Raw genomic sequence first — 14,886 nt, 5'->3', positions numbered from 1 at the left:
CGCCCGCCGGGGTACGGCGGGCGTCCACCCGATGGCTACGGCATCGCGTCCGCGGTGACCGCGATGTCCGCCACGTCGTCCCGGGCGGTCTTGAACTGCGTCCGGTACAGCTCCGCGTAGCGCCCGTCGGCCGCCAGCAGCTCCTCGTGGGTGCCCCGCTCGACGATCCGGCCGGCCTCGACGACGAGGATCATGTCGGCGGCCCGCACCGTCGACAGCCGGTGCGCGATCACGACGGCGGTGCGGCCTTCCAGTGCCTCGGCGAGCGCCTCCTGAACGGCCGCCTCCGAGGTGTTGTCGAGATGGGCGGTGGCCTCGTCCAGGATGACGACGCGCTGGCGGGCGAGCAGCAGCCGGGCGATCGTCATGCGCTGGCGCTCGCCGCCGGAGAGCCGGTAGCCGCGTTCGCCGACCACGGTGTCGAGTCCGTCGGGCAGGGACCGTACGAGATCGTCGAGACGCGCGCGGCGCAGTACGTCCCACAGCTCGTCCTCGGTCGCGCCCGGGCGGGCGAGGAGCAGGTTCTCTCGGACCGTTTCGTGGAAGAGGTGCCCGTCCTGCGTGACCATGCCGAGGGTCGCGCGCATCGACTCGGCGCTGAGTTCGCGGACGTCGATCCCGCCGACCCGCACGGTGCCCGCGTCGGTGTCGTACAGGCGCGGCAGCAATTGCGCGATGGTCGACTTGCCGGCGCCGGAGGAGCCGACGAGCGCCACGGTCTGGCCGGGTTCGGCACGGAAGGAGATGCCGTGCAGGACCTCGGCACCGCCGCGGGTGTCGAGGGCGGCGACCTCCTCCAGGGAGGCGAGGGAGACCTTGTCGGCGGAGGGGTAGGCGAAGCGGACGTCGTCGAACTCGACGGCGGCGGGCCCGTCCGGGACCGTGCGTGCGTCCGGCTTCTCCTCGATGAGCGGCTTCAGGTCGAGCACCTCGAAGACGCGCTCGAAGCTGACCAGGGCGCTCATGACCTCGACGCGCGCCCCGGCGAGCGAGGTGAGCGGCGCGTACAGGCGGGTGAGCAGCAGCGCCAGCGAGACGACGGCACCCGGCTCCAGCGTGCCCTTGAGGGCGAACCAGCCGCCGAGCCCGTAGACGAGCGCCAGCGCAAGGGCCGACACCAGGGTCAGCGCGGTGATGAAGGCGGACTGCGCCATCGCCGTACGTACCCCGATGTCCCGCACCCGCCGGGCGCGCGCCGCGAACTCGACGGACTCCTGCCCGGGCCGCCCGAAGAGCTTGACGAGGGTGGCGCCGGGCGCGGAGAACCGCTCGGTCATCCGGGTGCCCATGGCGGCGTTGAGGTCCGCGGCCTCGCGCTGGAGTTTGGCCATCCGGCTGCCCATCCGCCGGGCGGGGAGGACGAACACCGGCAGCAGCACGAGCGCGAGCAGGGTGATCTGCCAGGACAGGGTGAGCATCACGACCAGGGTGAGCACCAGGGTGACGACATTGCTCACGACTCCGGACAGGGTGTTGCTGAAGGCACGCTGGGCGCCGATGACGTCGTTGTTGAGTCGACTGACGAGCGCGCCCGTACGTGTACGTGTGAAGAACGCGACCGGCATGCGCTGCACATGATCGAAGACAGCTGTCCGCAGATCGAGGATGAGCCCCTCGCCGAGCGTGGACGAGAGCCAGCGCCCCAGGATCCCGAGCGCCGCCTCGGCGACCGCGATGACGGCGATGAGCACGGCAAGACGGATGACGGTGCTTTCGTCGCCGTGTTCCACGATGGCGTCCACGACGTGCCCCGCGAGCACCGGCGTCGCGACGGCCAGCAGCGCGGTCAGCACACTGAGGAGGACGAACTGCGCGATACGGCGGCGATGCGGGCGGGCGAAGGCGGCGATGCGGCGCAGCGTCGCGCGGTCGAAGGGACGGCGCTCCTGTTGGGCGTTCATGACACTGTGCAGCTGTGTCCAGGCTGTGGTCTCCATGCTCATAGGAGTGACAGTAGGACCTCAAGCTTTGTTGAGGTCAACGGTTCGAGCCGGAGGCATGCGCGCGAGCGGCTCCTCGTCGGCACCGCGCGCCCGGCGGCCACCCCTCCCGCACCTTGCCCGGCGCGTCAGCCGCCGTCTCCGCGCCCGCAACCTCACGTTGGTCCGGTGTGGAAAACCTCTCCCGATGTGACCGTCGCACGCCTTCCCCGGGCCCTGCCCAGGCTCCCCCGGCGCCTCGCCCTTCGGCCTGCCGTCCGGCCGGTCCTGTGCCTTCTCCCGCTCGCCCTGGTCCTGGTGGTGGCCGTGCGCCACCGGTCGGTGCTCATCGAGGGCTTCGGGCACCTGGAGTCCGCCGAGTGGCCCTGGCTGGTGGCCGCGGTCGTCGCGACCTGCCTGACCTGGGTCGCCGCGGCCGTGACCCGCCAGGGCGCGGTCATGGAACGGCTTCCGGCGCGCCGGCTCCTCGCCACGCAGTTCGCCGCGGGCGCGGCCAACCATCTGCTGCCCACGGGTCTCGGCGCCGGTGCGGTCAATCTGCGGTTCATGACGGTGTGCGGGGTGCCGCTCGCCCGCTCGTCGGCCGCGCTCGCGCTGTATCTGCTCGCCGAGTCGATCGCCCGGCTGGGCCTGCTCCTCGGTCTGCTGATCGCGTTCCCGGGAGCGCTGCGGCTCGGCGGTCTGCTTCCCGACGGGGCGGTCGGCCCGCTGCTGCTCGGCATCGGGGTGGCCCTGTGCGCCGCGGCGGCGGTCCTCGCTCTCGTACGGCGGCTGCGCGCGGCCGTATTCTCCTTCCTGCGCACCGCGATCGGCGAGGCACGCTCGGTGCACACGCGTCCGTCCCGGGCGTTCGCCCTGTGGGGCGGCTCGCTGGCCTTCCCGCTGCTCCAGGCGGCCGGACTGGCCGCGGTGGGGCAAGCGCTGGGCCTTGCGGTCCCGCTCACGCACATGGTGATCGCCTATCTGGCGGCGACGGTGGCGGTCGCGATGGTGCCGACGCCCGGCGGACTCGGTTCGGTGGAGGCCGCGCTGATCGTGGCGCTGGTCGCGGCGGGCGGCCCGGTGGCCGTGGCGACGGCGGTGGTGCTGGCGTACCGGATCATCACGGTGTGGCTGCCGCTGCTCCCGGGGGCGCTGACGCTGGGCGCGCTGGTCCGCTGGAAGGTGATCTGAGCCGGGTCCACCCCGCTCCGGGTCGTCCTTGGTCCGAGTCGTCCGCTCCGGGTCGTGCGTTCCGGGTCGTGCGTTCCGGGTCGTGCGTTCCGGGTCGTGCGTTCCGGCGCATGCTGTGATACCGAGGAGTAACCACGGCGTGCGGTGAGGCGCGTCGGCCGGAGAAGGGGACAGCGCGATGCCGGTCAGGATCGAACGTCAGGGTCACGTCACTACCGTCGTCCTCTCCCGGCCCGCGGCCCGGAACGCGGTGGACGGGCCGACGGCCGCCGAACTCGCGGACGCCTTCCGGAAGTTCGAGGCCGACGAGACGGCGCGCGTCGCCGTGCTCTGGGGCGAGGGCGGCACGTTCTGCGCGGGCGCGGACCTCAAGGCCATCGGCACCGAGCACGGCAACCAGGTCACCGAGGACGGCGACGGCCCGATGGGTCCCACCCGGCTGCGGCTGACCAAGCCGGTGATCGCGGCGGTCGCGGGGCATGCCGTGGCCGGTGGTCTGGAGCTCGCGCTCTGGTGCGACCTGCGCGTCGCCGAGGAGGACGCCGTCTTCGGGGTGTTCTGCCGCCGCTGGGGTGTCCCGCTCATCGACGGGGGCACGGTACGGCTCCCCCGGCTGATCGGCACGAGCCGCGCGATGGACATGATCCTCACCGGCCGCCCGGTCGCCGCCGCGGAGGCGTACGAGATGGGGCTCGCCAACCGTCTCGTGCCGGTCGGCCGGGCCCGCGCCGAGGCCGAGCGGCTCGCCGCCGAGATCGCCGACTTCCCGCAGGCCTGTCTGCGCGGCGACCGCGCCTCGGTCCTCGACCAGGAGGGCCTGATCGAGAAGGAGGCCATGCGCACCGAACTCCGGTACGGCATGGACGTGCTGGACGAGGGCCTGGAGGGCGCGGCCCGCTTCGCCTCCGGTGCCGGGCGGCACGGTTCGTTCGGCGGGCTGTGACACCGGCGAACCCTGCGCCGCGGGAGCCGTCGGCCGGCCCGTCCGTCAAGGGCGGCTCCCCGCAGGCGTGGTGACGGAAGGGCAGGCGGATACGGCAGGATGAGCGGTCTCCCCGGACGGCGACGAACACGCGTCCGGGCGTGATCGCGCGTTCCCGGATTCGAGCAGGTGGCAAGTGACGACACAGCACATTCGGCCCGCGGGCCCTCACCCCGGCCCCGGTCTCCGAGGAGGTCATCGATGAAGCGCTCCGTCACCGTGGACGACCTGATGATCGCCGGTATAGCCCTGGCAGCCGGGCTGCTGGCGGCGTTCCTGCTGCGGATGCTGCTGCGCTGGCTGAGCAAGCACGCCGAGCGCACCCGCTGGAGCGGCGACGACGTGATCGTGGCCGCGCTGCGCACCCTGGTGCCGTGGGCGGCCATCACGGCGGGCATGGCGTCGGCGGCCGCGGTGCTGCCGCTGACCGCGCCGGTCGGGCGCACCGTCAACCGGTCGCTGACCGTCCTGCTCATCCTGGTCACGACGATCACCGCCGCCCGGCTGATCACCGGCCTGGTCCAGTCGGTGACCCAGTCCCGCTCGGGCGTCGCCGGTTCGGCCACCATCTTCGTCAACATCACCCGGGTCGTGGTGATGGCGATCGGCTTCCTCATCGTCCTGCAGACGCTGGGGATCTCGATAGCACCCCTGCTGACGGCCCTGGGTGTGGGTGGTCTGGCCGTCGCCCTCGCCCTCCAGGACACCCTCGCCAACCTCTTCGCGGGCGTGCACATCCTCGCCTCGAAGACGATCCAGCCGGGCGACTACATCCGTCTGAGCAGCGGCGAGGAGGGGTACGTCGTCGACATCAACTGGCGCAACACCACGGTCCGTCAGCTCTCCAACAACCTGGTCATCATCCCCAACGCCCAGCTGTCGGGCACCAACATGACCAACTTCACCCGGCCCGAGCAGCAGATGACGCTCCTCGTGCAGGTCGGCGTCGGCTACGACAGCGACCTGGACCATGTCGAGCGGGTCACCAACGAGGTCATCGAGGAAGTGATGACCGGGATCACCGGTGCCGTCCCGGACCACGAACCCGCCGTCCGTTTCCACACGTTCGGCGACTCCCGCATCGGCCTCACGGTGATTCTCGGCGTGGGCGAGTTCAGCGACCAGTACCGGATCAAGCACGAGTTCATCAAGCGCCTGCACAGGCGCTACCGGGACGAGGGCATCCGGATTCCGTCGCCCGCCCGGACGGTCGCGCTGCAGTCCGGCGGTGTGGGGCTCCTGGAGACCGCCATCCCGCATCAGCGCGAGGCCACGAAGCAGACCTGAGAACGGACCGAGGGGCCGGGCGGAACACTTCCGCCCGGCCCCTCCCTGCTTGACCGGGCGGTCAGAGCGTGGCGGACGAGTCCGGGTAGTGGCCGGGCTCGCGGTGGCGGGGCGCGACCAGGCTCGACACGACCGGGGTGACCGTCCAGTCGGGGTGGTTCGGCATGCGCGGTGTCTTCGTCCCGTACAGCCAGTCGTTCAGGAAGCCGGACTGGTCCTGTCCGGAGACCTCGGAGGCGACCGCGACGTAGTCGGCGGTGGTCGCCGCGGAGTTGCGGTGGCGCTCCAGGAAGGTGCGCTCGATGCGGTTGAAGACGTCCTCGCCGACGGCCTCGCGCAGCGCGTAGAGGACCAGGACTCCGCCCACGTAGCGCTGGTTGTCGAAGAGGTTGACGGCGTTCGGCGCGGCGACGGGCCCGGAGTCCCTGCGCCACTGGTCGCCCTTGGCGTACGTGTCCTTCATCCGGGCTTCGAGGGTGGTCAGACCGAGCGAGTCGGCCCAGCCGCGCTCGTAGCGGTAGAGCAGCCCGTAGAAGTCCGCGTGGCCCTCGTTCAGCCACAGATCGGCCCAGTTGGCCGGGCTGACGCTGTTGCCGAACCAGGAGTGGACCAGCTCGTGCATCATGTGCGAGCCGATCTTCTTCTCCTCCTGGAGCAGGAAGTTCGGCTTGTAGAGCGTCAGGGTCTGGGTCTCCAGGCCCGTGAAGTCGAAGGCGTTCGCGGCGTCGGAGTTGCAGGGCAGCAGCCCGTACGTCTCGAACGGGTAGGCGCCGAGCCGCTGCTCCAGCCAGTCGAGGAGACCGGGGGTGAGCGCGAGCGCCGGCTCCAGCGCGGCGGCGCGCGCCGTCGGGACGACGTCCCGCAGCCCGAGCCCGTGCGGCCCCTGCCTCTCCTTGACGACGTAGTCGCCGACCGTGATCTGCACCAGCTCGGTGGCTATCGGCGAAGCCGAACGGTAGGTGTACGCCGTCCGGTCGCCGTCCAGGTTCTCCGTGCGGACCAGCGTGCCGCTCGCGACACCGCGCAGGGTGCTCGGCACGGTGATGCGGAAACTGAAGGCCGCCTTGTCCGTCGGGTGGTCGTTGCACGGGAAGACGGTGTGCGCCGCGTTCGGCTGGGGGCACACCGCGAATCCGTCGACGGTGGGGACCCAGGCGGTGTACGCGAGTGTCCTGGCCGGGTCGGCGACGTACTCGACGCAGACCGCGACGGCGCAGGACTCCGGCAGGGTCCGGGCCGGGGTGACGCGCAGCTTCTCGCCCACCTGCTCGAAGGTTGCGGTCGCACCGCCGACCCGTACCGAACGCACGTCCAGGCCGAGCGCGTCGAGCGAGAAGCGGGAGAGGTTCTGGGTCGCCTTGATCATCAAGGTCGCCTTGGCGTCGACCAGACGGGTCGTGGCGTCGTACGAGAAGTCGAGGTGGTACGCCTCTACGCGGTAGCCGGCGTTGCCGAGGGCCGGGAAGACGGAGTCGCCGAGGGTCTCCGCACCCGGGGTGCCCTCAGGTCTTAAAGCCAGGGGGCGCGCCGAGGCCGCGGGTCCGGCGGCGAGCACGGCGGCCGTGCCGATCAGCGCGGCCGCGGGGGCCGTCACTCTGGTGCGATATCTCATGGTTCGCTTTCGTTCGGGCGGCGGGAGAGCCTGGAGGCCCGTCGCCGGATCCAGTGGGTGATCAAGTGATTGATCACCTTCCTTTACGCGTGGGCGGGGCGTCCGGTTGCCTCCGGCTCAGCATTTCCGTTTTCACTCGGGCCGGCGTGTTCACTCCGGCCCGCAGCCGGCCGGCCGCGGAGGGCGGTTTTCCGTCGGGCTCGCCGGGCCCGGGACGGACCGCTGTCGAGCCGGGGTCGCTCACGAGATATCTTGATGTCGAGCAATGTTGCAGACGTGGAGCGGAGCACCCGGTGACTGACTCGACCATCATTTACACGCACACTGACGAGGCCCCGGCCCTGGCGACGTATTCGTTCCTGCCGGTGGTCCAGGCGTACGCCTCGCAGGCGGGTGTCACTGTGGAGACCCGTGACATCTCGCTGGCCGGGCGCATCATCGCCCTGTTCCCGGAGTTCCTCCGGGAGGACCAGCGCATCGAGGACGCCCTGTCCGAGCTCGGTGAGCTGGCCAAGACGCCCGGGGCCAACATCATCAAGCTGCCGAACATCTCGGCCTCGATCCCCCAGCTGAAGGCGGCGCTGGCCGAGCTGCAAGCGCAGGGCTACGCGCTCCCGGACTACCCGGACGACCCGAAGTCGGACGAGGAGCGCGACATCCGCGCCCGTTACGACAAGGTCAAGGGCAGCGCCGTGAACCCGGTGCTGCGCGAGGGCAACTCCGACCGCCGCGCCCCCGCGTCGGTCAAGAACTACGCCAAGACCCACCCTCACCGCATGGGCGCCTGGTCGTCGGACTCGAAGACGAACGTCGCCACCATGGGCGTCGACGACTTCCGCTCCACCGAGAAGTCGGCCGTGGTCTCCGAGGCCGGCGCGCTGAAGATCGAGCTGGTCGGCGACGACGGCTCCACCACCGTGCTGCGCGAGTCCGTACCCGTCAAGGCGGGCGAGGTCGTGGACGCGTCCGTCATGCACGTCGCGCCGCTGCGCGAGTTCCTCACCGAGCAGATCGCCCGCGCCAAGGCCGAGGACGTGCTGTTCTCGGTGCACCTCAAGGCCACGATGATGAAGGTCTCCGACCCGATCGTCTTCGGCCACGTCGTGCGCGCCTTCTTCCCGAGGACCTTCGCGAAGTACGGTGCGACGCTCGCCGCCGCCGGTCTTTCCCCGAACGACGGTCTCGGCGGCATCTACAAGGGCCTGGAGGCCCTGCCGGAGGGTGCCGAGATCAAGGCGTCCTTCGACGCCGAGCTCGCCGAGGGCCCGGCCCTCGCGATGGTCGACTCCGACAAGGGCATCACCAACCTGCACGTGCCGTCCGACGTCATCGTCGACGCCTCGATGCCGGCCATGATCCGCACCTCCGGCCACATGTGGGGCCCGGACGGCCAGGAGGCCGACACCCTCGCCGTCCTGCCGGACAGCAGCTACTCCGGTGTCTACCAGGTCGTCATCGACGACTGCCGCGCCAACGGCGCCTTCGACCCGTCGACCATGGGCACCGTCCCGAACGTCGGTCTGATGGCGCAGAAGGCCGAGGAGTACGGCAGCCACGACAAGACCTTCGAGATCCCGGTCACCGGCACGGTCCGCCTCGTCGACCAGGCCGGCGACGTCGTCCTGGAGCAGGCCGTCTCCGCGGGCGACATCTTCCGTGCCTGCCAGACCAAGGACGCCCCGATCCGCGACTGGGTGAAGCTGGCGGTCACCCGCGCCCGCGCCACCGGCGACCCGGCCGTGTTCTGGCTGGACGAGGACCGCGCGCACGACGCCGTGCTGATCGAGAAGGTCAAGCAGTACCTTCCGGAGCACGACACCGAGGGCCTGGACATCCGTGTCCTGTCCCCGGTCGAGGCGACCAAGCTGTCCGTGGAGCGCATCCGCCGCGGCGAGAACACGATCTCGGTCACCGGCAACGTGCTCCGCGACTACCTCACCGACCTGTTCCCGATCCTGGAACTGGGCACCAGCGCCAAGATGCTGTCGGTCGTCCCGCTGATGGCGGGCGGCGGCCTCTTCGAGACGGGCGCCGGCGGCTCCGCGCCGAAGCACGTGCAGCAGCTCGTCAAGGAGAACTACCTGCGCTGGGACAGCCTCGGTGAGTTCCTCGCGCTGGCCTCCAGCTTCGAGCACCTCGCGACCACCACGGGCAACGCGCGCGCCCAGGTGCTCGCCGACACCCTCGACCGCGCGACGGCGACCTTCCTCGACGAGGACAAGTCGCCGACCCGTCGCGTCGGCGGCATCGACAACCGCGGCAGCCACTTCTTCCTCTCCCTGTACTGGGCGAAGGAGCTGGCGCAGCAGACCGACGACGCGGACCTCGCCAAGGCGTTCGCCCAGCTCGCCGAGGTGCTGACCGCGCAGGAGCAGACGATCGTGGACGAGCTGATCGCGGTCCAGGGCGACGCGGCCGACATCGGCGGCTACTACCAGCCCGACCCGGCCAAGGCCGCCTCCGTGATGCGCCCTTCGGCCACCTGGAACGAGACCCTGGCGATCCTCGCCTGACCTGAGCATCACCTCGCGGGCACGCTCCGCGCACGCCGCCCCGGCCGGATCTCTCCGGCCGGGGCGGTTGTCGTCGTGCCGGGGGCGCACGCCCGGGCGTACCAAGTCCAATGACTTCATGGGCAGGGCGCTGTGTCCGGGCAGCCACTCCCGGGGCTGCCCCTCGTGCCTGTCCAGGGGCTGTAGCCGTGACGGAACGGCGGTCCGGGGTCAGTGCGCGGGGTCGGGGCAACCTGAAAGGTTGGTATACGCCGCGTGACATCTTGCACAAGAGGGTGCATGTCCAACTCGGCGGTGGTTACCTGTAGGTAGCAGCCCGGAGGTTCGTCGATACTGGCGACGAACCCCCGGGCTTCTTTGTGTCCCGAGCGAGAGTCCGGAGTAACTGGACCAGCATCAATCGTCTACACGCACGACGACTTCACAGACGCTCTCTTTGCCGCCACCTCGCGAGGGAGTGAACTCGACACAGAGTTTCTCGAATTTTTCGTCCGAAACGTAGGTGATGCCGACCTTGGCCGTGCCCACCTCGCGCTTCGACGCGGGTATGTCGGCGGCGAGCTCGTTGGTAGCCCCGGCCGCACCATTGTTGATCTCGCGCGTCTTGCGCACCCTGCGCATCTCACGCTTGGCAGGGAGGAATTGGATCCAATTCCAGCCCTTGACAGTCCACATCGTCGCATCCAGCGCGATCAAGAGCGGATGCACTCCGTGCATCAGGATGCTGATTGCTATGCCAATAAACTCGCCCACGAACTTCCCTTTCAGCACCACCCGAACGACTTGTGCCGATCGGTTCGTTCCGGCCCACTGAGAGCGCTTCGGCCTGCTGTCAGGCCTGACGCTCTCCCCTAGCAACCCCTTGGATCTTGGGCTGCTCGGAGTCCTCGCTGGTTCGCGAAGACGTTCTGCTGGACTGGATCTTCGAGGTTTGGAGACCCGGCCTGTCTTGCGTCGGATGACGCTCGAAGTGGTCGGATTTCCGTCCTCCGACCGATTGCCTCGGGCTGCGCCCGAGCGGCATTCGGTCATGTGGTGTTGAAGTTGATCTGTCCTCTCGATCGGGTCGGGTGGGTTCGTCTCCCTTGCTGTGATTGCTTGTTGCCGGACTAATGGACTAGACCGGAGTCGCAGTGCTCACAGGGACACGCAGGCGGGACCAATACACGGAATCCGAGATTCCTCGGACCCTCGGCAGCTTCGCCGACAAAGCAAGAGTCCTCAATGCCGACGGGGAAAGCAAGTGGGGCCGCTGTGACGACATGTGACGTCGCCTACACCCGATGCACGACGACCGCCGAATTGAACATGGCGATCAACTCCGCTGGCAGCGACCTGCGGTGATAATCAGTCACCGAAGGAAACACGCCTTACACCGAGCCCGAGGGCCCCCGTGTCCAAATGGTGAGACGAGCGGCTGCCTGTCTACTCCTTGGCCGGTCCACGAGAGCCGGCCGTACACGCGGATCGTCGTCCAGACCGGCGGACATCTACGTCAGCCCGCAGAAGCGGGGCTCGTTTCACCATGACCGAGGGTCGAAGACCCTGCTCGTGCGAGGGACTCGCCTCGTCGGCCATGGCCGACCGGACGGTACGTCGCCCCATGGGTGGGACGTCCCAACCAAGGTGTAGACCGACGAGTGGTACGCCACCCGTGGGGCCCAGGGCCTCGGGCTCGGGTCGCACCGTGAGCGTGACTCGCTCGGCGTCCACACAGTCGAGGAGCTGCTCGTGGAATGGCGCTGAGATTCTCGGCGGCGGCATCTTGCGGACTGAGGTCCGCCTCCGTCGCTCCGCGCGGCGCGGTGACCACGTCCGGTGCGCCACGAGCAAGGTCACTCAGCACGCCACGGTGACGTCGTTCGGCGCGTCACGGTGATGGAGCGGGCCACCTGGAGGAGCACCGGTGGCGGGTCTGAACGCCCGTTCATAGCTTCGGCCCATGACCAAACAACAGATGGCCTACCTCGCGTGCACCGCGGTGGTCCTGGCCTCAGGGCTGGGCGCAGCCCCTTCGGCCGACCACCGTTCGGTGCACGTGGTACGCGCCGGACAATCCATCCAGAAGGCCGTGGACTCGGCGAAGCGGGGCGACACCGTCCTCGTCCGCCCCGGCACTTATCACGAGAGCGTCCGCATCACGGTGTCGGACCTGACCCTGCGGGGCGCCGACGCCCGTTCCACCGTCATCGTGCCGGGTACGGCCACCGGCGACACGTGTGCCAAGGCGGGCAACGGCATTTGTGTGACGGGGACGGACAGCAGTCCCGTCCGGGGTGTCACCGTGACCTCGCTGACCATCAGGGGCTTCGCCAAGCAGGGCCTGTGGGCGTCGGGAACCGACCGGCTGACGGTCCGCGGGGTGACCTCCGAGAAGAACGGCCAGTGGGGTATCGCCTCGGAGCGGTCCGTCCGCGGGAAGTTCGTCCACAACATCGCCAAGGACAACGGCGACGCCGGTCTCTTCCTCTCCAACACGGTCGACACCGAGGAGGGAGCCCGTGACACCAAGGGAACGGTGGTCAGGCGCAACCTGCTGAGCGGCAACCGGATCGGCATCACGGTGCGGCGGCTGCGGAACCTGACCGTCGCCCGCAACGAGGCCACCGGCAACTGCGCCGCGGTCTTCGTCGTGGGTGACGAGAACAAGCCGCGTATCGGCGCGATCAAGGTGCGCCGCAACTACATCCACGCCAACAACAAGTCCTGCCCCAAGACCCCGCGGCTGCCCGCGCTCCAGGGTTCGGGAATCGTCCTCACCGGCGCCGAGGACACGCACGTGACCCGGAACCGGGTCGAGGACAACGTGGGCACGTCCCCGCTCTCGGGCGGCATCGTGCTGTTCAAGAGCTTCGTGGGCGCGCTCAGCGAGAACAACGAGGTGCGCGACAACGTGGTCCTGCGCAACGGCCCGTCGGACCTGGCCAACCGCGACACCGGCAAGAACAACTCGTTCCGGGGCAACACCTGCGCGGTCTCCGAGCCCGCCGGGATGTGCTGAGGTCCCGGCCCGTCCACAGAACCGGGTCCGCACCCCCGTACAGCCCGGTCCTGCCTCCGTACCGCCCGGTCCGTCCCCCGTCCGGACCGGTCCGGTCTCCCCGTACAGCACGACATCGGCATCAGAAACGAGGCATTGAATGACGACTGTTGATCAGAGTCCCCCGCCGTCCATGCAACTGCGGGAACTCGTCTTCGGAGCGGCCCGCGCCGCCGCCGTACGCGCCGCGGCCCGCCTGGGTGTGGCGGACGCCCTGGACGACACGCCCATGAGCGCCGAGGACCTGGCGGCGGCGGTGAAGACCCAGCCGAAGACCCTGCGCCGGCTGCTGCGCGCCCTGTCCTGCCAGGGCGTCTTCGCGGAGCGCCCCGACGGCACGTTCGAACACACGGAGATGTCCCGGCTCCTGCGCGAGGACGACCCGCACAGCCTGCGCTACATCGCGCTGTGGTGCACCGAGCCGTGGACGTGGAACGTCTGGCCGAAGCTCGACGAGGCGGTGCGCTCCGGCCGCAACGTCTTCGAGGACGTGTACGACAAGGAGTTCTTCGAGTACCTCAACGAGGACGCCCCCGAGTCCGCGCACGTCTTCAACCGGGCCATGACGACGTCCAGTTCGCAGTCGGCCCAGGACGTGGCGAACCTGCTCGACCTGCGGGGTGTGAAGGCGGTCGCCGACATCGGAGGCGGTCAGGGGCACGTCGTGGCCAGCCTGCTGGAGAAGCACCCCGGCATGCACGGCACCCTGCTCGACCTGCCGGGCGTGGTGGAGAACGCCGATCCTCGCCTGCGGAGCGGCGGGGCGCTGGCCGACCGGGTGCGGATCGTCGCCGGGGACTGCCGTGAGGACATCCCGGTCCAGGCGGACGTGTACATCATCAAGAACATCCTGGAGTGGGACGACGAGAGCACCCGCCGGGCGCTCGCCAACGTCCGCAAGGCCGCGCGTCCCGGTGCCCGCGTCGTCGTCATCGAGAACCTCGTGGACGACACCCCGTCGATGCGCTTCACGACGGCCATGGACCTGCTGCTGCTCCTCAACGTCGGCGGTGCCAAGCACACCCGGCAGAGCATGGTCGACCGGCTCACGGACGCGGGCCTGGTCATCGGCGAGATCCGCCCGGTGAACGCCTACCTGCACGCCTTCGAGTGCACCGTCCCCGGCTGATCCGTCCGGAACGCCGAGGAAAACCCGAGGCCGCCGGTTCCGCTTCTTCGCGGAGCCGGCGGCCTCGGGTTGTGTCACGGTGCTCGCTCAGGAGGCGGAGTCCCGCTCCCAGCGGTAGAAGCAGTGCGCCATGGCGTCCTTGGGACTCCGCCAGGTCTGCGGGTCGTACGCGCTGACGTACGCCGACAGCTCCTCGCTGACACTGCGGAACTCGGGGTGTCCGACCACCTTCGCGATGGCGGGTGCCGGGTCCCGGTCGGATTCGATGAGGTGCAGATACACATCACCGAACTGGAAGAGGCTGCGCCGGTTGACCCCGATGAGGTGCGGGAGTTCACCCCGGTCGGAGGCGGCGAACACGTCGGAGATCGCCGGCGCCGAGTCGGGCGCCATGCGGGCGACGATCAGGGCGTGGTGCATCGGATTTCCTTCCTGTGCCGGGGTCAACGGGGCATGGCGGCCGGGCTGCGGCGCTCACGCGCGGCCTTCTCGATCCGGTCCCGGATGAGGGCCATCTGCGTGGCGGAGTTGCGGTTGATGTTGTCCGTCATCCAGGCGTCGTCGACCGGGGCCTCCGGCTTCATCGCGAAGTCCTGCACCCAGCGCATGTGGGTGCCGGCCGGGGTCTCCTCGTACTCCCACCGGATGTTCATGTGCGCGAACGGCCCCGTCTCGACGCGGCGCGCCCGGACGGTCCGCCGCTCCCGGTCCACGGTTCTCTGCGAGACCCAGCTCCACACCTTCCCGTTGTCGTCCGGGTGCATGGTGAGGCGGAAGGTCGTCGTGTCGCCGTCCCGGGACAGGACTTCGAGGGACGCGTACTCGCTGAAGAGCAGGGGCCACCTCTCGATGTCGTTCGTCATGTCCCAGACGAGGTCGAGAGGGGCGTCGATGGTGATGCTGTTGTCGGTGTGTCCGGGCACTTCAGGCTCCAGCCTTGAGGGTGTGGTTGACGAGATCGAGGAACTCGCGGGGGGTCTTGCAGCGCTCCGTGTCGGGGGGCAGGGGCCGGCTGTACCGGTTCTCCAGCTCACCGACGATGCCGAGCAGCCCGAGCGAGTCGAGTCCGAGGGTGCCGAACGGCGCGTCGGACGCCTGCGCCAGCTCCTTGGGGTCGACGGTGATCCCGGCCGCCTTCTTCATGAGGGCGGCGAGTTCGTCGAAGGTCACTTCGGTGGTGATCATGCGTGTTCTCCTCACTTGCGCCCGG

Annotated in this window: 12 protein-coding genes; 6 read left to right on the top strand and 6 right to left on the bottom strand. The window is 69.6% G+C overall.

Features of this window, described 5'->3' with window-relative positions; all coding sequences use genetic code 11:
* Window positions 1-35 precede the first annotated feature (35 nt).
* Window positions 36-1,943 (bottom strand): ABC transporter ATP-binding protein, encoded by a 1,908-nt coding sequence (locus OG788_RS37025; protein WP_406375360.1) that lies wholly within the window; start codon window positions 1,941-1,943, stop codon window positions 36-38.
* A 213-nt stretch (window positions 1,944-2,156) separates the two neighbouring features.
* Here OG788_RS37025 and OG788_RS37020 point away from each other — a divergent pair, with 213 nt between their 5' ends.
* The 3 genes from OG788_RS37020 (at window position 2,157) to OG788_RS37010 (ending at window position 5,382) form a co-directional block, all read left to right on the top strand.
* Complete coding sequence (locus OG788_RS37020; RefSeq protein ID WP_351541020.1) at window positions 2,157-3,113, top strand: lysylphosphatidylglycerol synthase transmembrane domain-containing protein; 957 nt, start codon at window positions 2,157-2,159, stop codon at window positions 3,111-3,113.
* A gap of 178 nt (window positions 3,114-3,291) precedes the next feature.
* Window positions 3,292-4,056, top strand: a complete 765-nt coding sequence (locus tag OG788_RS37015; RefSeq protein WP_351540809.1) for a crotonase/enoyl-CoA hydratase family protein — start codon at window positions 3,292-3,294, stop codon at window positions 4,054-4,056.
* A gap of 240 nt (window positions 4,057-4,296) precedes the next feature.
* On the top strand, window positions 4,297-5,382 hold the full coding sequence (locus OG788_RS37010) for a mechanosensitive ion channel family protein (RefSeq protein WP_406375359.1): 1,086 nt from the start codon (window positions 4,297-4,299) through the stop codon (window positions 5,380-5,382).
* Between the two features lie 61 nt (window positions 5,383-5,443).
* On the opposite strand, the gene OG788_RS37005 is transcribed toward OG788_RS37010, so the two are convergent.
* Window positions 5,444-6,994, bottom strand: a complete 1,551-nt coding sequence (locus OG788_RS37005; RefSeq protein ID WP_351540815.1) for a M1 family metallopeptidase — start codon at window positions 6,992-6,994, stop codon at window positions 5,444-5,446.
* 293 nt (window positions 6,995-7,287) lie between these two features.
* Here OG788_RS37005 and OG788_RS37000 point away from each other — a divergent pair, with 293 nt between their 5' ends.
* The gene (locus OG788_RS37000) at window positions 7,288-9,507 is read left to right on the top strand and encodes an NADP-dependent isocitrate dehydrogenase (protein WP_406375357.1); all 2,220 of its coding nucleotides are present in this window, start codon (window positions 7,288-7,290) and stop codon (window positions 9,505-9,507) included.
* Between the two features lie 396 nt (window positions 9,508-9,903).
* Here OG788_RS37000 and OG788_RS36995 read toward each other — a convergent pair whose 3' ends face one another.
* Complete coding sequence (locus tag OG788_RS36995; RefSeq protein WP_406375356.1) at window positions 9,904-10,281, bottom strand: hypothetical protein; 378 nt, start codon at window positions 10,279-10,281, stop codon at window positions 9,904-9,906.
* A gap of 1,168 nt (window positions 10,282-11,449) precedes the next feature.
* Between OG788_RS36995 and OG788_RS36990 the strand changes: the two genes are divergently transcribed.
* Window positions 11,450-12,508, top strand: a complete 1,059-nt coding sequence (locus tag OG788_RS36990) for a nitrous oxide reductase family maturation protein NosD (RefSeq protein ID WP_406375355.1) — start codon at window positions 11,450-11,452, stop codon at window positions 12,506-12,508.
* Between the two features lie 139 nt (window positions 12,509-12,647).
* The gene (locus OG788_RS36985) at window positions 12,648-13,676 is read left to right on the top strand and encodes a methyltransferase (RefSeq protein ID WP_351540838.1); all 1,029 of its coding nucleotides are present in this window, start codon (window positions 12,648-12,650) and stop codon (window positions 13,674-13,676) included.
* Window positions 13,677-13,763: 87 nt separating this feature from the next.
* Here OG788_RS36985 and OG788_RS36980 read toward each other — a convergent pair whose 3' ends face one another.
* The 3 genes from OG788_RS36980 to OG788_RS36970 are packed head-to-tail and all read right to left on the bottom strand — an operon-like array spanning window position 13,764 to window position 14,861.
* Window positions 13,764-14,096 carry a TcmI family type II polyketide cyclase gene (locus tag OG788_RS36980; RefSeq protein ID WP_266764159.1) on the bottom strand — a complete coding sequence of 111 codons (333 nt, stop codon included), beginning with the start codon at window positions 14,094-14,096 and terminating at the stop codon, window positions 13,764-13,766.
* 23 nt (window positions 14,097-14,119) lie between these two features.
* Window positions 14,120-14,599 carry an SRPBCC family protein gene (locus OG788_RS36975; protein WP_351540841.1) on the bottom strand — a complete coding sequence of 160 codons (480 nt, stop codon included), beginning with the start codon at window positions 14,597-14,599 and terminating at the stop codon, window positions 14,120-14,122.
* Window position 14,600: 1 nt separating this feature from the next.
* Entirely contained in the window at window positions 14,601-14,861 is a 261-nt protein-coding gene (locus tag OG788_RS36970) for a phosphopantetheine-binding protein (protein ID WP_356758251.1), read from the bottom strand.
* Window positions 14,862-14,886 lie beyond the last annotated feature (25 nt).

Source organism: Streptomyces sp. NBC_00647, assembly GCF_045207245.1.
GTDB lineage: Bacteria > Actinomycetota > Actinomycetes > Streptomycetales > Streptomycetaceae > Streptomyces.
Note: the sequence above shows the minus strand (reverse complement) of the source record. Positions and strands in the feature narration are given on the sequence as shown.

Coding starts and splice junctions, on each gene's coding strand:
- OG788_RS37025 (WP_406375360.1), bottom strand. CDS start 1,943: ATGAGCATGGAGACCACAGCCTGGACACAGCTGCACAGTGTCATGAAC.
- OG788_RS37015 (WP_351540809.1), top strand. CDS start 3,292: ATGCCGGTCAGGATCGAACGTCAGGGTCACGTCACTACCGTCGTCCTC.
- OG788_RS37010 (WP_406375359.1), top strand. CDS start 4,297: ATGAAGCGCTCCGTCACCGTGGACGACCTGATGATCGCCGGTATAGCC.
- OG788_RS37005 (WP_351540815.1), bottom strand. CDS start 6,994: ATGAGATATCGCACCAGAGTGACGGCCCCCGCGGCCGCGCTGATCGGC.
- OG788_RS36990 (WP_406375355.1), top strand. CDS start 11,450: ATGACCAAACAACAGATGGCCTACCTCGCGTGCACCGCGGTGGTCCTG.
- OG788_RS36985 (WP_351540838.1), top strand. CDS start 12,648: ATGACGACTGTTGATCAGAGTCCCCCGCCGTCCATGCAACTGCGGGAA.
- OG788_RS36980 (WP_266764159.1), bottom strand. CDS start 14,096: ATGCACCACGCCCTGATCGTCGCCCGCATGGCGCCCGACTCGGCGCCG.
- OG788_RS36970 (WP_356758251.1), bottom strand. CDS start 14,861: ATGATCACCACCGAAGTGACCTTCGACGAACTCGCCGCCCTCATGAAG.